Origin of the sequence: Neopoerus faecalis (assembly GCF_029218125.1) — a bacterium.
Classification (GTDB): Bacteria; Bacillota; Clostridia; order Oscillospirales; family Oscillospiraceae; genus Oscillibacter; species Oscillibacter faecalis_A.
On record NZ_JARFXX010000003.1, the window covers coordinates 180,170 to 195,493 of the forward strand.

The following is a 15,324-nucleotide window of genomic DNA, read 5'->3' on the forward strand; positions in this document are numbered from 1 at the left end:
CCCCTTCACCCCTTTTTATCCTTATTCTTGAGCAATCGCATCATCAGCAGAAGCACAGCAACCGCCCCTGCCGTAAAAAGCCCCTGAAATATCAAGGGCTGATACCAAGGCGCCGGCTGCATGGCATACAGCTCCGGGCGGGCCTTAAAATCAAAGTACAGGTAGATACATCTCCCTAAAAATACACCGATGCTGCATCCAAGAAAGAGCTTCAGTGTCGCGTACAGCCGCTTCATTTCAGCAACTCCGCGAATTCGTCCTCCGTCAGTACGGGGACGCCCAACTGCTGGGCCTTTGTCAGCTTGCTGCCCGCAGCCTCGCCCGCCACCACATAGGTGGTCTTTTTCGACACGGAGCCGCTGGCCTTGCCACCCCGGAGGACGATCTCGTTCTCCGCCGTTTTCCGGTCAAATCGGGTCAGGGTGCCTGTGAGCACAAAGGTCATGCCCGCAAAGCGGTCATCCACCTTCTGCACTGTGCTCTCCATATTGACGCCCGCGGCCTTCAGCCTTGCGATGAGGTCCTTGGCCTGCGGTTGGTTCAAATAGCTCACAATGCACCTGGCCGTAATTTCGCCCACATCCGGAATCGCGGTCAGCTCCTCCACGGAGGCAGCGCACAGCGCGTCCAGTGAGCCAAAGTGCTGCGCCAGAACGGCGGCGGCCTTTTCGCCCACCTGCCGGATACCAAGGCCGTAAATGAGCTTGCTGAGGTCATTGGCCTTGGATTTTTCAATGGCCCGTATCAGATTCTCCGCCGACTTCGCCCCCATGCGGTCCAGCTGGGCCACCTCCTGCGCGTGAAGCTCATAGAGGTCCGCCACATTGGCGATCAGTCCCTTTTCCAACAGCTGTGCCACCACGGCGGGGCCGAGGCCCTCGATGTCCATGGCATCCCGCCCCGCAAAATGAGTGATATTTCGCTGAAGCTGCGCCGGACATTCCGCGCCGGTGCAGCGAACGGCGGCTCCGTCCTCGTCCCGCGCCACCGGCGCACCGCACACCGGGCAGGTTTCCGGCAGCAGATAGGGCTTTGTCCCCTCCGGGCGCTTCGCCGTGTCCACGGACAAAATCTCCGGAATGATCTCACCCGCTTTCTGCACCAAAACCGTATCGCCGATTCGGATATCCTTTTCCGTGATGAAATCCTGATTGTGAAGGGTGGCATTGGTCACGGTGGTGCCCGCCAGACGCACCGGGGTCAGCACCGCCTTGGGTGTCAGCACACCGGTGCGGCCCACCTGCACCACAATATCCGTCACCGTGGCGTACTTCTTCTCCGGCGGATACTTATACGCCACTGCCCACTTGGGAAATTTCGCCGTGGAGCCAAGAACTGTGCGGTCCGACAGGCTATTCACCTTGACAACCGCACCGTCAATATCAAAGGGGTAATCCATCCGCTTATCATTGATGCGGAAAATCTCCGCCTGAATGTCTGACGTCCCGCACAGCGTTTTGTGGGGAATGACCTTGAAGCGCTGAGCGGCCAGATAGTCAATGGTCTCCGCGTGGGACACGAACTCCCGGCTCTCCGCCAACTGTAAATTGAATACCGCAATATCCAACTGCCGCTGGGCGCAGATTTTCGGGTCAAGCTGCCGCAGAGAGCCGGCGGCGGCGTTTCGGGGATTGGCCATCAGGGGCTTTCCCTCCAGCTCCCGTTTGGCGTTGATGGTCTCAAACACAGAGCGGGCCATATACACCTCGCCCCGGACAATAAGCCGGGGCAGCTTTTCCGGCAGCGTCATGGGAATAGAGCGGATAGTCCGGAGATTCTCCGTCACATCCTCGCCAACCCGGCCATCGCCCCGGGTAGCGCCACGGACAAACACACCGTCCCGGTATTCCAGCGCCACGGACAATCCGTCCACCTTTGGCTCAACGGAATATTCCGCGTTGGGCCCCAGCGCCTCCTCCATCCGCTCGCAGAAAGACGCGACCTCCGCCTCGTTGAATACATCCTGTAAGCTCTCCAGCGGCACCTCATGGGTGTAGGGCTGGAAGGAATCCAGAATTTTGCCGCCTACCCGTTGGGTGGGAGAATCCGGCGTGATCTCCTCCGGGTGCGCCGCCTCCAGATCCTCCAGCCGACGGTTCAAACGGTCATATTCATAGTCCGGGATCACCGGGGCGTCTAAAACATAATAAAGATACCCCTGTTCCGTAAGATAGGCCCGCAGAAAGGCCAGTTCGTCCTTGTAATCGGCAAACTCCGTGCGAAATTCCATGGAGCGTCCTCCTTAGTCTTTGTTGAGTATGTAATCCTTGGCATCGTCTTCGTAAACATCGGGCGTTGTGGAAAAATAGGTATAGGTCTCCGGCACCGCACCCACGATCACCGTCTCCGCCACCGTGATCTCATTGGAAACCTGGGTCACGGTGGAATAGCCCGGCAGCAGAATGCTGACGTATACATCGATTCTTAGAATGATGCGGTGCTTCGTCTGGTTGATGCCGGCGGACTCGAACTGATTTTCAAACCGGGCGGACGAGGACCCCACCGACTCCATCCGCACGGAAATGCGCGGCCCACGGCCCGCCAGCAGCGGCGAGCCGGTGAGGCTCCCCAGCGGAACGGACAGCTCTCGAGCAGATACCTGATCGATACGGCCGAGAATCAGCTCCAATATCTGCGCCTGTAAGCGGTTGAACGCCGCCATATTGCTGCGGACCATGGTAATGCGGCCCTCGTTGTCCTTTTCGTAGCGCACCAACTCCTCATAGGCGATCTGGCCGCTGTCGATGGCCTCGTTCACCGCCTGATAGACAATGCGGTTCACGGCGTTGGAGACCCGGGTGGTGGCAAGGCTCCCCAGCAGGGGCCGCAGCTGCGCCCCCGCATAAAGAAGGAAAGCCAGCAGACCGGACACCGCCAGAAAAATCAGCGCCTTACGCACCTGCCGCCGGTCCGGCCCACGGTGGTAATAGAAAAAGCCCGGTCCCACTGCCCCACCCCCATACGCTTTTTTTCAGCGTATGCGGGAGAGGCTGTCTTTTATTTCAGCTCGTTGACAATGGCCTTGAACACCTGTCCCCGCTCCATGAAGTTTGCAAAGCGGTCAAAGGAGGTGCTGGCCGGGGACAAAATCACCACGTCCCCCGGCTGGGAGCGCGCATCCGCAATGAACACCGCCTCGTGGTAGTCCGCTACATCCAGAATTTCCAAGCCCTTGTAGTTTTCCGCCTGCTCCACGGCCTCCCGGATGACGCCCGCCGTTTTGCCGCACAGCAGCAGCAGCTTCACATGGTCATTCACCACAGGCCCAAGGGGCGCATAGCTGATGCCCTTATCCTTGCCGCCGGCAATGAGGATGACCTTTTCCGGGAAGGAGTTCAGGCCCGCGATGGTACGGCTTGGACTGGAGGCAATAGAGTCATTATACCACCGCACGCCGTTCCGGGTGCGAATCAGCTCAATGCGGTGCTCCACGCCGCCGAAAGTCTTTGCGATCTCCCGCATGGTCTCGTAGCGCACCTGTCCCCGCACGGCGGCAAAGGCCGCCATATAGTTTTCAACATTGTGCGCGCCGGGCAGCAGAATATCCTTTGTCTCCATGATGGGCGTTACGCGCCCCTCCGCCGCCTCGTAGATCACGCCGTTTTCGCAGAAAACGCCGTTGTCTACCCGCTTTCTCCGGGAGAACCAGCGAACCTCCCCCACGGCCTTCGCCGCCTGCGTCACGCTGTCCGCGTTATCGGCATTAAATACGGCAATATCCTTTGGTGACTGGTGTGTAAAGATATTTGCCTTTGCATCAATATATTCCTGATAGTCCTTGTGAACATCCAGATGATTGGGCGCCAAATTCGTTGTCACAGCGATATGAGGGCTTTTCTGCATGGTCATGAGCTGGAACGAACTCAGTTCCAGCACCGCCGCGTCCTCCGGCGCCATTTCCGGCGTATCGCACAGCAGCGGGTGGCCGATGTTGCCTCCCACATGAACAATTTTCCCCTCCGCCGCCAGCAGCTTGGAGATAATGGTTGTGGTGGTGGTCTTTCCATCGGAGCCGGTCACGGCCAGAATCGGGCAGGGGCAGACCTCAAAAAACGCCTCCATTTCCGAGGTGATGACGCTGCCCCTTGCCACGGCGGCGGCCAGCTCCGGCACATCCGGCCGCAGGCCCGGGGTGCGGAAGATGACATCCTCATGAATGTCCTTCAGATAGTCCTCCCCCAGCTTCAGCTTGCAGCCCTGCGCGGCCAGTTCTGCGCCCAACTCGCCCAAACTCTCCTTTTTATCCCGGGCGGTCACAGCCACGCCCTTTTCCAGCAGCTTTTCGATGAGGGGCCGGTTAGATACGCCGATGCCGATGACACTCACCGTCTTCCCCCGCAGCGCGGTCAAATATGCTTCAAAATCCATATAACGCTCCTAATTTATTGCAGCTTTTATATTTTTAACTCTCTATGCCAAGCTGAAGCATGCAATCAGGATGGCTCTTGTTACAGCCATATACAATCTCATAATGTGTGCCTCTGCGCTGGTCGCCTTCACTATAGATAATATAGCAAATTCCCTCCTTCAATTTTACTGGTTCTCCATCTATCTTGACACTTGTAAACACCGTACTGATATTTTTCGGGTCATAATCCGGGTCAACCTCTCCGTTTACAAGTTCCATTTGTAATTGTGCATAGGCTGTTCTCACATTCGCCCAATCCGTTGCCACCCGCGACTTGTGCAGGCTGCTGCTGAAAACCGGGATGGCTACCGCGATCAAAACCGCGATCACCGCCACTACAATGAGCATTTCCATCAGGGTAAAGCCCTGCTTGCGTCTTTCGTTGCTGTTCCGGGACATGGTGCTTCTCTTTCCTTTCGCCTGTCAAAGTTTCATCAGTATTTTATATCACATTTCCTTTAAAAGTACAACCGCCGAATTTTCGCTTCGGGCCTTTTTTCGGAAAATTTCTTCTCCGCCGCCCGCTGCGGCCTCTGACGATTCCTGACTTTTCGCTTATCCTCGACTTCCCGCACTTGACAAGCGCTCATATTTCCGATATAGTAAAAATAGTTTGCAAAACTATTTTTAAAGGAGCAACAAACCATGTTGAATCTTGTCAGCGACAGCAGCTGTGATCTGATCTCCGGGGAACTCAATTCCCCTTACGCCCGTCTGACGGTAGCGCCCATGTGCCTGCACGTCGGCGGTCAGGACTATCTGGATACGCCGGAGCTGGATATTCCGGCATTGCTGAGCAAGCTGGCCCATCACCGTTCCTCTTCCGCCTGTCCCTCCCCCGCCGCCTATGCCGAGGCCTTCGAGCAGGGCGAGGAAACGATCTGCGTGACCATCTCCTCTCAGCTTTCCGGCTCCTATAACGCCGCCATGGCTGCAAGAGATCTGGTTCTGGCGGAGCACCCGGAAAAAAAGATCTTTGTGCTGGATTCCCGTGCCACCTCCGGCGCTATGATCCTGCTGCTGCGCAAGGCCGCCGAGCTGGCGGAACGGGGGCTGCCCTTTGAGGAATTGTGCACAGAGCTTCAATCCTGCCAGAAGAATATCCGTCTCTGCTTCACGCTGGAGCATTTTGATAATCTGGTAAATAATGGACGGATGCCGCCTCTGGCCGGCACCCTGCTCCAGACGCTGGGCATCCGCATCGTCGCGGAGGCCACGGCCGAGGGCACGATTCGCGTGGCCAAGAAGGCCCGCGGCGAGGCCCACACCGCCAAGGCCATCACCCAGTTGATGGCCGACGCCAAGAACTGCGCCGACAGCCATGTGATCATCACCCACTGCCAGAACTCCGAGGGCGCCGAGCGGCTGCGGAACGCGATCCTGGACCGTCTGCCGGTAAAGGCTGTGGAGGTCCTGCCCTGCCGGGGTCTCACCAGCTTCTACGCCATGGACAAGGGACTGATTCTCTCCTATTGATCGACTTCCCATTGACTTTTCCCGCTGTTTTGCGTACAATAGACCCGCGAGGAAAACAGACAGTCGCGCGGAAGGGGCGAAAGGCCCTTCCGTGAGGAAAGTCCGGGCTCCACAGGGCAAGGATAACGGGTAACGCCCGCCGAAGGCGACTTCAGGAAAAGTGCAACAGAGATATACCGCCGCCAAGGCTGCGCCTTGGCGGTAAGGGTGGAAAGGCGAGGTAAGAGCTCACCCGATGGTGCGTGAAAGTATCCATCGCTGTAAACTCTATTCGGAGCAACACCGGTATGGGAGCAGGAGCCCCGCGCTCCACGGTCGGCCCGGCCGCTCCCGGGGTGGCTTGAGCGTACCGGCAACGGTGCGTCGAGATAGATGACTGTCAGATACAGAACCCGGCTTACAGTTTTGCTCGCACAGATATAAAAGGAACAGCGATAACCCGCTGTTCCTTTTTGCGTGTCGAAAAATTCTTTTCGCCCCGCTGAATAAATTTGAGAGCTTTTTCAAAGCTCTCAAATTTACTGATTTAAATAGTGCGGGACACCCTTCTTGGGTTTCCCGCACACACGCTTCCTTACCGTTTGGGGAAGTTCATCATCTTATCGGCAACCTCAAAGGAACAGCGATAACCCGCTGTTCCTTTTTCTCTTTTCAAATCCGAACAGATGTGCTATACTGGATTTACAAATTCGGGAGGAGGGATATTCATGGAGCGCGTGATTTTCCATTGCGACCTGAACTGCTTTTACGCCTCGGTGGAGCTGCTCTCCCGCCCGGACCTGCGGGAGGTGCCTACGGCGGTATGCGGCGACCCCGCCTCCCGCCACGGTATCATTTTAGCCAAAAACGAACCGGCCAAGCGGTGCGGTGTCAAAACCGCTGAGACCATTTGGCAGGCGAAAAAGAAATGTCCCAATCTGGTGCTCCTCCCCGCCCACCGCAGGCTGTACCATGAATATTCCAAAAAGGTCAACGCCATTTATGATGAATACACAGACCTTGCCGAGTCCTTCGGCATTGACGAGAGCTGGCTGGATGTGACCCACACGCTGCATCTGTTCGGCGGTGACGCCAAAGCGCTGGCAGACACCATCCGGCAGCGGGTAAAGCGGGAGCTTGGACTAACACTGTCCGTGGGCGTCAGCTTCAATAAGGTCTTTGCCAAATTGGGCAGCGACTATAAAAAGCCGGACGCCACCACCGTCATCTCCCGGGAAAACTGGAGGGATATTGTATGGCCCCTGCCGGTGGGAGACCTTTTGTATGTCGGCGGCGCCGCGCAAAAGCTGCTGGGAAAATATGGCGTCCGGACCATCGGCCAGTTAGCCGCCTATGACCGGGATACACTGGAACTGCTGATGGGAAAGCTGGGAACGCAGCTCTCCGATTACGCCAACGGTCTCGATACTGCCCCGGTGCGCCCAAGGCTCGCGGCGGAGCCTGTAAAATCCGTTGGCAATGGGCTCACCTTCCCGGAAAATCTTACCACGCGGGCACAGGTCCGGGCGGGCATTTCCCTTTTGGCGGATTCCGTGGCCACACGGCTGCGGCGGGAGGGGCTGTATGCCGGCGGCGTCCATGTGACGGTCCGGGACCCGGAATTTCATGACCGCTCCCGGCAAAAGCAACTTTCTGCTCCCACGCATCTTATCCGGGACCTGACCAATACCGCCATGGCGCTGACGGACACGCTCTGGACGCCGCCCAATCCCATCCGAGCGCTGACCGTCACGGCCATTCACCTTTCCCCGGAGGCGGATACCTTTGAGCAGGCAGATTTGTTTGACCCCGGCGCCGGGCAGCGGAGCGCCCGACAGGAAAAGCTGGAGTCCGCCATGGATGCCATCCGAAAAAAATACGGCGGCAGCGCCATTGTCTTCGGCGCTGTTCAGCCTGAAAAGGAGGAAGATCCCCTGCCATGACCCGTCAGGAAGAAAAACAGCAGCTTCGCTCTGTGATTAGCCGCTTGGAGGAAAAGCTGAGCCCGTCCTACAAGGAAAAAAGCGACCGAGCCATCGCGCACCGGCTGCTGGCTATGCCGGAGTATCAAGAGGCGCAGACTGTGTTCTGCTTTATCGGCACAGCGCACGAGATCAACACCCGACCCATATTGGAGCATATTTTATCTTCCGGGAAAACGCTCTGTGTGCCGCTGTGCACCGCTCCCGGCATTATGGAGCCCCGGCAGATCACCGACCTGCACCAGCTTCTCCCCGGCGCGCACGCTATCCCGGAGCCGCCAGCCGATGCGCCGTTGGTAGTGGTGGATGCCATTGACTTTGCCATTCTCCCCTGCGTCACCTGCAATGTGCTGGGGCAGCGTCTTGGACACGGCTGTGGATACTATGACCACTTTCTCTCTCAGTACCGGGGAGGAACGGTCCTACTATGCCGGGAACAACTGCTGCGGCAGGAAATTCCCGTAGAGCCCCACGATTACCCTGTCCCATGGGTCCTGACGGAGCGGGCACTGTATGAGGACGGTATCCCCGCGCCGTTCGGCTAAGCGAAAACGCCAAAACAATCTTCAAAAACGCTCCCCCGGAAGGCATAACCTTCCGGGGGAGCGTTTTACGTTTTATTCAGCCACCAGAATTGTACCGTCCGGCAGAGTAAAATCATACGTGCTGGGAATGGACTGGTCTACAGTCAACGCCGCCATGCGGTACACAGGCTCTCCGTCATACAGCCGCTCCGCCACTACCAGCAGACCGGTATCCACGCTGACCCAGTACCGCTGGGTATAGCCCCACTCATCCTCTGCCGTTTCCACATAGATACAGCGGACATCGGACACAGTGCGGTAATCCGCCTGCGTGATGGTTTCCGGCGGCAGCGCCAATATTTCCTCATAGGTGGGGATTGCCTGCTCCGCATCGGCGGAAATATCCGCAGATGCGCCGGTATGGAAATCACTTTCCTCATTATACCAGATATAGCTGACCGTTCCATCCGTAATCACGTGCCGAGTCTGTCCGTCCGCCAGTGTGCGGTCCACCCGGGTCCACCCATTCAGCACAGCCGTGGTCATTTCCGCCGTACCGCTGTCGCTGTTCCAGAGATATTCCACCGTCACACTCCTGCGGTACGCCTGCGGACGGTGCAGCGTTTCAATAGCGGCCTGCACCGTTTCCGGCCTGACCTCCACCACCGTCAGGGCGCTGCCCTCCGTTGGAACGTTTTCACTTCCCTGCGCGTCATTCTCCGTATCCGGCAGCTCCACTCGGGAGGAACGGCGCAGATTGCTCATCAGCATCAGCGCAACGATCACCGCAGTGAGAAGCACAAAGCCCCATGTGATGAATTTCAGCCGCCGCTTATCCACGATGCCCCTCCTTCTGCCGATGGTGTCTGCCAGTTATGCCAAATCCTCAGCAGGCTGCTCCCGTCTGCCGAAATACCACAAAATATCATCCGCAATGCGGCGGCAAGCCGCGCCATCCCCATAGGGATTGACCGCATGTGCCATTTTTTCGTAGGCTGCTTTATCCCGAATCAGCCGCTCCGCCATGGTCACGATGTCATCCTGCACCACGCCGCAGAGCTTGACCGTTCCGGCCTCCACGGCCTCGGGCCGCTCCGTTTCCCGGCGCATCACCAGCACAGGCTTCCCCAATGCCGGGGCCTCCTCCTGCAAGCCGCCGGAATCCGTCATGACCATATAGCAGCGGGCCATGAGATTGTGCATCTCGTCTGCGGGCAGCGGGTCAATAAGGTGCACCCGGGGCGCGCCCCGGAGATAGGTATCCACCGCTTCCCGGACCACCGGGCTGAGGTGAACGGGATATATTAGCTCCACCTCCCGGTTCTGCTCCGCGATCTGCCGCAGGGCCAGCATGATGTTTTTCATGGGCTCGCCGTAATTTTCCCGGCGGTGGCAGGTAACTAAAATAATTTTCTTTTCTCCATAGGGCAGGCGATTCAGTTCCTCGGTAGAAAACCGATAATTCTCCCGCACCGTGGTCTTCAGAGCATCGATCACTGTGTTGCCGGTGATGAACAGGCCCTCCGTAATGTTCTCCTTCAGGAGATTATTTTTGTTGTTCACCGTGGGACAAAAATAGAGGTCCGCAATGGAGGATACCAGCTTACGGTTCATTTCCTCCGGAAAGGGAGAATACTTGTCATATGTTCGCAATCCAGCCTCTACGTGTCCCACCTTTACCTGATGGTAAAAGGCGGACAGGGCGCCGGCAAAGGTGGTAGAGGTATCTCCGTGGACAAGGATCATATCCGGCTTCAGGCTGTCAATGGCCTCGTCCATACCGGTGAGGCACTTGCTGGTGATGGTGGAAAGCGTCTGCCGGGGCGTCATAATATCCAAATCCCAATCCGGTTTGATGTCAAAAACCTCCAGTACGCTGTCCAGCATTTGGCGGTGCTGAGCAGTGACGCAGCAAAGGCTCTCGATCTCCGGCCGGGAAGCCAGCTCTTTGACCAGCGGGCACATTTTGATAGCCTCCGGCCGGGTGCCGAACACGCTCATAATTCGCAGTTTATCCATTTACGTCCTCCCCGTGCTCCGCATCCTCTTTTTCGCTATGGTGGTGCTCTGTCAGCTCCTCAAGCTCCTCGTGCAGCTCCTCCTTGACCTCCTTGGGAAACACCACACGGGCCGCCACCACCGCCACGATGCACAGCGCCACCAGCAGCAGCATAGCCTTGGCCTCTCCCCCGGTAGTCAGCACCACGGCGGACAGGCCCAAAATCCCGGAGATCACATACAGCGTCGCCACCGCCTGCTTCTGGTTCAGGCCCATGTCAATGAGCCGGTGGTGGATATGCCCTCGGTCTGCGTGCATGGGGCTTTGCCCGTGAGCCACACGGCGAATCATGGCAAAGGCGGTGTCAAAAATCGGCAAGCCCAAGATTAAAAACGGCACCGCAAAGGAAATGACCGCGTAAAACTTGAAAAGCCCCTGAATGGACATGGTCGCGAGAATAAAACCTAAAAATGTCGCGCCGGTATCCCCCATGAACATTTTGGCGGGATTCAGGTTATAGGGCAGAAAGCCCACACAGGCCCCCACCAGCGCCGCCATGACGATGGCCACCTGCGTTTCGGAGCAGATCAGCGCGATGACCAGCACCGTGGCGGCGGAGATGGCCGATACGCCGTTGGCAAGGCCGTCCAGACCGTCAATAAGATTCACGGCATTGGTAATGCCTACGATCCAAAGCACCGTAATGGGGATAGACAGCCAGTCCAGCACCCAATAGGCATTGCCGGAAAAAATGTTGGGATTGGAAAGTGCCTGAATGGAAACGCCGTTCAGCGCCGGTATCAGCGCCGCCGCGATCTGCACCACAAACTTCAGCTTCGCCGGCAGCGCCATAATATCATCCACCACACCCAGCACAACAATGATGACCGCGCCCAGCAGAATGCTCTGCATCTGGGGGTTCAGCCGGATATCCACAAACAGCAGAATGCTCACCATAAAGCCTGCAAAGATGGCAAGCCCACCCAGCCGGGGAATCGGCTTGTGGTGCATCCGACGAGCGTCCTTGGGCACATCAATGGCGCCCACCTTATAGGCAAAGCTCTTGACCACCGGTGTCATCAGGAAGCTGACCACCAACGCGGTCAGCAGCGCCAGCACCACCGGCCCCATGAGCTGCATATCAAATCTCATGCGTTCCTCCGCTGTTACCGGGCAAGAAAGCCCACTTTTTTATAGACCTTGGACAGCGTGCGGTTGGCAACATAGGCCGCCTTTTCAGCGCCGGCGCGGTACACGCTCTCCAGATACGCCTTGTCCGCCAACAGCCGCTCCGTCTCCTCCCGAATGGGCCGCAGCAGCTCTACCACGGATTCCCCCACAGCCGTCTTGAAATCGCCGTAGCCCCGGCCGTCAAATTCCTGTTCGATGGCGTCATAATCCTTGCCTGTGGCAACGGAGTAAATCTGCATCATATTGGATACGCCAGGCTTATTCACCGGGTCAAAATGCACATGGGCATCGGAATCCGTCACAGCCTTCTTGAATTTCCGCATGATGTCCTCCGGCTTTTCCAGCATATAGATGCAGCCGTTCTGGTCCTTATCGGACTTACTCATCTTGCTGGTGGGGGTTGTCAGGCTCATGATGCGGGCGCCCACCTGCGGAATATACGGGTCCGGCAGCTTGAAGGTATCGCCGTAAATGCCGTTAAAGCGGGTGGCGATATCCCGGCAGATCTCCACGTGCTGCTTCTGGTCGCCGCCCACCGGCACAAGGTCCGCCTGATAAAGCAGAATATCCGCCGCCATCAGCGCGGGATAGGTAAACAGGCCCGCGTTGATATTGTCCGCGTTCTTGGCAGACTTGTCCTTGAACTGCGTCATACGGCTCAGCTCACCGAACATGGTGTAGCAGTCCAGCACCCAGCCAAGTTGGGCGTGGGCCGGAACATGGGACTGCACAAACAGCACGTTCTTCTCCGGGTCCAGACCACTGGCGATATAGGCCGCCACCTGCGTCAGCGTATGGCGGCGCAAATCCGCCGGGACCTGCCGCACGGTGATGGTATGCATATCGGCCAGCATATAATAGCAGTCATATTCATCAGACATCGCCGCCCAGTTGCGAATCGCTCCAAGATAAGAGCCCAGCGTCAGGTCGCCGGAGGGCTGGATACCGCTTAAAATTCTCTTTTTCTCTACTGCGTTTTCCATAATCATAGCCTCGCTTTTTCTATATTTAAGCACCGTTCCCGTATCGGGGAAGGGCCTATGTACAAGCTGTTCCATATTAACTGGTACAGTATAGCATCTCCTTTTCAAAATTGCAATCCGTCCTCTTGACTTTCCTGTCAAAAGCAGAGATAATATATACTGTAGAATTACGTATTTTAACATGGAGGTCACATTCATGGCTCTGGATATGAAATTTTTTGAGGACATGGAGGCCCGCATTCCCCACGGGAAGGTCCGCACCCGGTTTGCCCCCTCCCCTACCGGCTATATGCACGTAGGCAATCTGCGGACAGCGCTGTACACATGGCTCATTGCCCGCCACGCTGGCGGCACGTTTATCCTCCGCATTGAGGATACGGATCAGGGTCGTCTTGTGGAGGGTGCCACGGACGTCATTTACCGCACCATGAAGGAGTGCGGCCTCGACCATGACGAGGGGCCGGACATCGGCGGTCCCACCGGGCCCTACATCCAGTCCCAGCGCCGGGACCTGTATCTGCCCTACGCACAGCTCCTGGTAGAAAAGGGCGCGGCCTACTACTGCTTCTGCGAGAAGGAGGAATCCGAGGAGGACGCCGGTGATTTTGACCGCGGAGAGGACCCCTGCCGGTGCCTCAGCGCCGAGGAGGTGGCCGCAAATCTGGCCGCCGGTAAGCCCTATGTCATCCGTCAGCGCATCCCCCACGAGGGCACCACAACGTTCCACGATGTTTCCTTCGGTGATATCACCGTGGAAAACAAAACGCTGGACGATCAGGTCCTTTTGAAGCGGGACGGTCTTCCCACCTATAATTTTGCCAATGTGGTGGACGATCATCTCATGGGAATCACCCATGTGGTCCGGGGCAGCGAATATTTGTCCTCTGCCCCCAAGTACAATCTGCTTTATGAAGCCTTCGGCTGGGAAATTCCCACCTATGTCCACTGCTCTCCCGTCATGCGGGACCAGCACAATAAGATGTCCAAGCGCCACGGCGACCCCTCCTACGAGGACCTGAAGGCGCAGGGTTTCCTGACAGATGCCATCTTGAATTACGTGGCGCTGCTGGGTTGGGCGCCCAAGGGTGAATACGCAGAGCAGGAGATTTTCTCTTTAGACGAGTTGGTCAAGGTCTTCGATATTGCCGGTATCTCCAAATCCCCTGCTATCTTCGACATTGAAAAGCTCACGTATTTCAATGCCACCTATCTCCGCAGCATGACCCCTGCCGCCTTTGCCAAGGCTGCGGAGCCGTATATCCGTCAGGCTGTAAAGAACCCCGCCGTTGACGCCGCCGGTATCGCCGCGCTGCTGCAGGCCCGCTGCGAAAAGCTGACCGACATCCCCGAAAAAATCGACTTTTTCGATGCGCTGCCGGATTATGACGCAGAATTTTTCACCAACAAAAAGTCTAAAACAAATCCCGAGGTGTCCAAGGCCATGCTGGAGGCCGCCATCCCCGCTCTGGAGGCCATCTCCGATTGGACCGCAGACGCCATCCACGATACCCTTATTGACCTTGCCGCCAAGCTGGAGGTTAAGAATGCCACGCTGATGTGGCCTGTCCGCATTGCCGCTGCCGGTAAGCTGGTAACCCCCGGCGGTGCCGTTGAAATCTGCCATCTGCTGGGTAAGGACGAAACGCTGCGGCGTCTGTGCCTTGGCCTTGCAAAACTGAATTGAGAGAGAGGAAAATTTTACTATGAGCAGTCTTGTTATTCCGCAGGGGTATACCGCTCCCCTGCCTAACTATGAACTTCAGCGCGCTATTGCCTTTATCAAAGAATCCTTCCAGAGCAACCTTGCCAACGCCCTAAACCTGCGCCGTGTCTCCGCCCCGCTGTTCGTCGCCTCCGATTCCGGCCTAAATGACAACCTCAACGGCGTGGAACGCCCCGTCAAGTTCGATATTCCCGGTGTGGGAAAGGACGGTGAGGTGGTCCACTCTCTTGCCAAGTGGAAGCGCCTTGCACTGAAGCGCTACGGCTTCCATGTGGGCAAGGGTCTCTACACCGACATGAACGCCATCCGCCGGGACGAGGAGGATCTGGACAACATCCATTCCGTCTATGTGGACCAGTGGGACTGGGAGAAGATTATCTCCCGGGAGGAGCGGAATGAGACTTATCTGAAGTCCACCGTCCGGTCCATCGTTTCCGCCGTGTGTGAGACCAGCGAGGCACTGAACGTGGCCTTCCCCAGCCTGCGGGTCAAGCTGGACCGTGAGGTGTATTTCGTCACCACGCAGGAGCTTGAGGACCGCTGGCCCGACAAGACGCCCAAGGAGCGAGAGCACGCTATCTGCGCCGAGCACCATTCCGTGTTCCTCATGCAGATCGGCTGCAAGCTGAAGTCCGGCCAGAAGCATGACGGACGCGCCCCCGATTATGACGATTGGGCTCTCAACGGCGATATTCTTATGTGGAACCCCGTGCTGGAGCGTTCCTTTGAAATTTCCTCCATGGGTATCCGTGTGGATGAGGAATCCATGGCCCGCCAGCTCAAGCTGGCCGGGTGTGAAGATCGGGCGGAGCTGCCGTTCCACAAAATGCTTTTGAACGGCGAGCTGCCCCTGACCATCGGCGGCGGCATCGGTCAGAGCCGGCTTTGTATGCTGATGATCGGCACCTGCCACATCGGTGAGGTGCAGGCCAGCCTTTGGGACGATGAGACCGTTGCCAAGTGCGAGGTCGCCGGAATCACGCTGCTGTAAACCGCTGTTTCGCCCCATACCTTAACTGATATAAAAATTCCCCGGTTTTTGCTGATAACAAAAGCCGG

The 15,324-nt window shown here is 57.2% G+C and carries 14 protein-coding genes and 1 other RNA gene; 6 read left to right on the forward strand and 9 right to left on the reverse strand.

Annotated elements, in window-relative coordinates:
• Positions 1 to 5: 5 nt before the first annotated feature.
• The 5 genes from PY311_RS05145 to PY311_RS05165 are packed head-to-tail and all read right to left on the reverse strand — an operon-like array spanning position 6 to position 4,807.
• Complete coding sequence (locus tag PY311_RS05145) at positions 6 to 236, reverse strand: hypothetical protein (protein ID WP_286147601.1); 231 nt, start codon at positions 234 to 236, stop codon at positions 6 to 8.
• Positions 233 to 2,230, reverse strand: a complete 1,998-nt coding sequence (gene ligA, locus PY311_RS05150) for an NAD-dependent DNA ligase LigA (protein ID WP_286147602.1) — start codon at positions 2,228 to 2,230, stop codon at positions 233 to 235. The genes PY311_RS05145 and ligA overlap by 4 nt, the downstream gene beginning before the upstream one ends.
• A gap of 12 nt (positions 2,231 to 2,242) precedes the next feature.
• Positions 2,243 to 2,947 carry a sporulation protein YunB gene (gene yunB, locus PY311_RS05155; RefSeq protein ID WP_286147603.1) on the reverse strand — a complete coding sequence of 235 codons (705 nt, stop codon included), beginning with the start codon at positions 2,945 to 2,947 and terminating at the stop codon, positions 2,243 to 2,245.
• Between the two features lie 50 nt (positions 2,948 to 2,997).
• Positions 2,998 to 4,368 carry a UDP-N-acetylmuramoyl-L-alanine--D-glutamate ligase gene (murD, locus tag PY311_RS05160; RefSeq protein WP_286147604.1) on the reverse strand — a complete coding sequence of 457 codons (1,371 nt, stop codon included), beginning with the start codon at positions 4,366 to 4,368 and terminating at the stop codon, positions 2,998 to 3,000.
• 34 nt (positions 4,369 to 4,402) lie between these two features.
• Positions 4,403 to 4,807: a type II secretion system protein gene (locus PY311_RS05165; protein ID WP_286147605.1), complete on the reverse strand. Its 405-nt coding sequence runs from the start codon at positions 4,805 to 4,807 to the stop codon at positions 4,403 to 4,405.
• A gap of 246 nt (positions 4,808 to 5,053) precedes the next feature.
• On the opposite strand from PY311_RS05165, the gene PY311_RS05170 reads away from it, so the two are divergent.
• The 4 genes from PY311_RS05170 to PY311_RS05185 all read left to right on the forward strand — a co-directional run bounded on the left by PY311_RS05170 (position 5,054) and on the right by PY311_RS05185 (position 8,390).
• Positions 5,054 to 5,884, forward strand: coding sequence for a DegV family protein (locus PY311_RS05170; RefSeq protein ID WP_286147606.1), 831 nt, complete (start codon positions 5,054 to 5,056; stop codon positions 5,882 to 5,884).
• A gap of 47 nt (positions 5,885 to 5,931) precedes the next feature.
• Positions 5,932 to 6,300, forward strand: an RNA gene (gene rnpB, locus PY311_RS05175) — RNase P RNA component class A.
• A 291-nt stretch (positions 6,301 to 6,591) separates the two neighbouring features.
• Entirely contained in the window at positions 6,592 to 7,806 is a 1,215-nt protein-coding gene (locus tag PY311_RS05180) for a DNA polymerase Y family protein (protein ID WP_286147607.1), read from the forward strand.
• A complete protein-coding gene (locus PY311_RS05185) occupies positions 7,803 to 8,390 on the forward strand; it encodes a 5-formyltetrahydrofolate cyclo-ligase (protein ID WP_286147608.1) in 588 nt (195 codons plus the stop codon). Before PY311_RS05180 ends, PY311_RS05185 begins: the two co-directional genes overlap by 4 nt.
• Before the next feature lie 72 nt (positions 8,391 to 8,462).
• Here the strand turns inward: PY311_RS05185 and PY311_RS05190 are convergent, their stop codons facing one another.
• The 4 genes from PY311_RS05190 to trpS are packed head-to-tail and all read right to left on the reverse strand — an operon-like array spanning position 8,463 to position 12,542.
• Entirely contained in the window at positions 8,463 to 9,209 is a 747-nt protein-coding gene (locus PY311_RS05190) for a hypothetical protein (protein ID WP_286147609.1), read from the reverse strand.
• A gap of 33 nt (positions 9,210 to 9,242) precedes the next feature.
• Positions 9,243 to 10,388, reverse strand: coding sequence for a non-hydrolyzing UDP-N-acetylglucosamine 2-epimerase (gene wecB, locus PY311_RS05195; protein ID WP_286147610.1), 1,146 nt, complete (start codon positions 10,386 to 10,388; stop codon positions 9,243 to 9,245).
• Positions 10,381 to 11,520: an MraY family glycosyltransferase gene (locus tag PY311_RS05200; RefSeq protein ID WP_286147611.1), complete on the reverse strand. Its 1,140-nt coding sequence runs from the start codon at positions 11,518 to 11,520 to the stop codon at positions 10,381 to 10,383. The genes wecB and PY311_RS05200 overlap by 8 nt, the downstream gene beginning before the upstream one ends.
• Before the next feature lie 14 nt (positions 11,521 to 11,534).
• Positions 11,535 to 12,542, reverse strand: coding sequence for a tryptophan--tRNA ligase (gene trpS, locus PY311_RS05205; RefSeq protein WP_286147612.1), 1,008 nt, complete (start codon positions 12,540 to 12,542; stop codon positions 11,535 to 11,537).
• A 196-nt stretch (positions 12,543 to 12,738) separates the two neighbouring features.
• On the opposite strand from trpS, the gene gltX reads away from it, so the two are divergent.
• On the forward strand, positions 12,739 to 14,226 hold the full coding sequence (gene gltX / locus PY311_RS05210) for a glutamate--tRNA ligase (protein WP_286147613.1): 1,488 nt from the start codon (positions 12,739 to 12,741) through the stop codon (positions 14,224 to 14,226).
• A gap of 19 nt (positions 14,227 to 14,245) precedes the next feature.
• On the forward strand, positions 14,246 to 15,256 hold the full coding sequence (gene asnA / locus PY311_RS05215) for an aspartate--ammonia ligase (protein ID WP_286147614.1): 1,011 nt from the start codon (positions 14,246 to 14,248) through the stop codon (positions 15,254 to 15,256).
• Positions 15,257 to 15,324: the final 68 nt, after the last annotated feature.

Excerpts from the sequence above, each read along its gene's own strand:
- PY311_RS05145 (WP_286147601.1), bottom strand. The coding sequence starts at position 236 with ATGAAGCGGCTGTACGCGACACTGAAGCTCTTTCTTGGATGCAGCATC.
- ligA (WP_286147602.1), bottom strand. The coding sequence starts at position 2,230 with ATGGAATTTCGCACGGAGTTTGCCGATTACAAGGACGAACTGGCCTTT.
- murD (WP_286147604.1), bottom strand. The coding sequence starts at position 4,368 with ATGGATTTTGAAGCATATTTGACCGCGCTGCGGGGGAAGACGGTGAGT.
- PY311_RS05165 (WP_286147605.1), bottom strand. The coding sequence starts at position 4,807 with ATGTCCCGGAACAGCAACGAAAGACGCAAGCAGGGCTTTACCCTGATG.
- PY311_RS05170 (WP_286147606.1), top strand. The coding sequence starts at position 5,054 with ATGTTGAATCTTGTCAGCGACAGCAGCTGTGATCTGATCTCCGGGGAA.
- PY311_RS05180 (WP_286147607.1), top strand. The coding sequence starts at position 6,592 with ATGGAGCGCGTGATTTTCCATTGCGACCTGAACTGCTTTTACGCCTCG.
- PY311_RS05185 (WP_286147608.1), top strand. The coding sequence starts at position 7,803 with ATGACCCGTCAGGAAGAAAAACAGCAGCTTCGCTCTGTGATTAGCCGC.
- wecB (WP_286147610.1), bottom strand. The coding sequence starts at position 10,388 with ATGGATAAACTGCGAATTATGAGCGTGTTCGGCACCCGGCCGGAGGCT.
- PY311_RS05200 (WP_286147611.1), bottom strand. The coding sequence starts at position 11,520 with ATGAGATTTGATATGCAGCTCATGGGGCCGGTGGTGCTGGCGCTGCTG.
- trpS (WP_286147612.1), bottom strand. The coding sequence starts at position 12,542 with ATGGAAAACGCAGTAGAGAAAAAGAGAATTTTAAGCGGTATCCAGCCC.
- gltX (WP_286147613.1), top strand. The coding sequence starts at position 12,739 with ATGGCTCTGGATATGAAATTTTTTGAGGACATGGAGGCCCGCATTCCC.
- asnA (WP_286147614.1), top strand. The coding sequence starts at position 14,246 with ATGAGCAGTCTTGTTATTCCGCAGGGGTATACCGCTCCCCTGCCTAAC.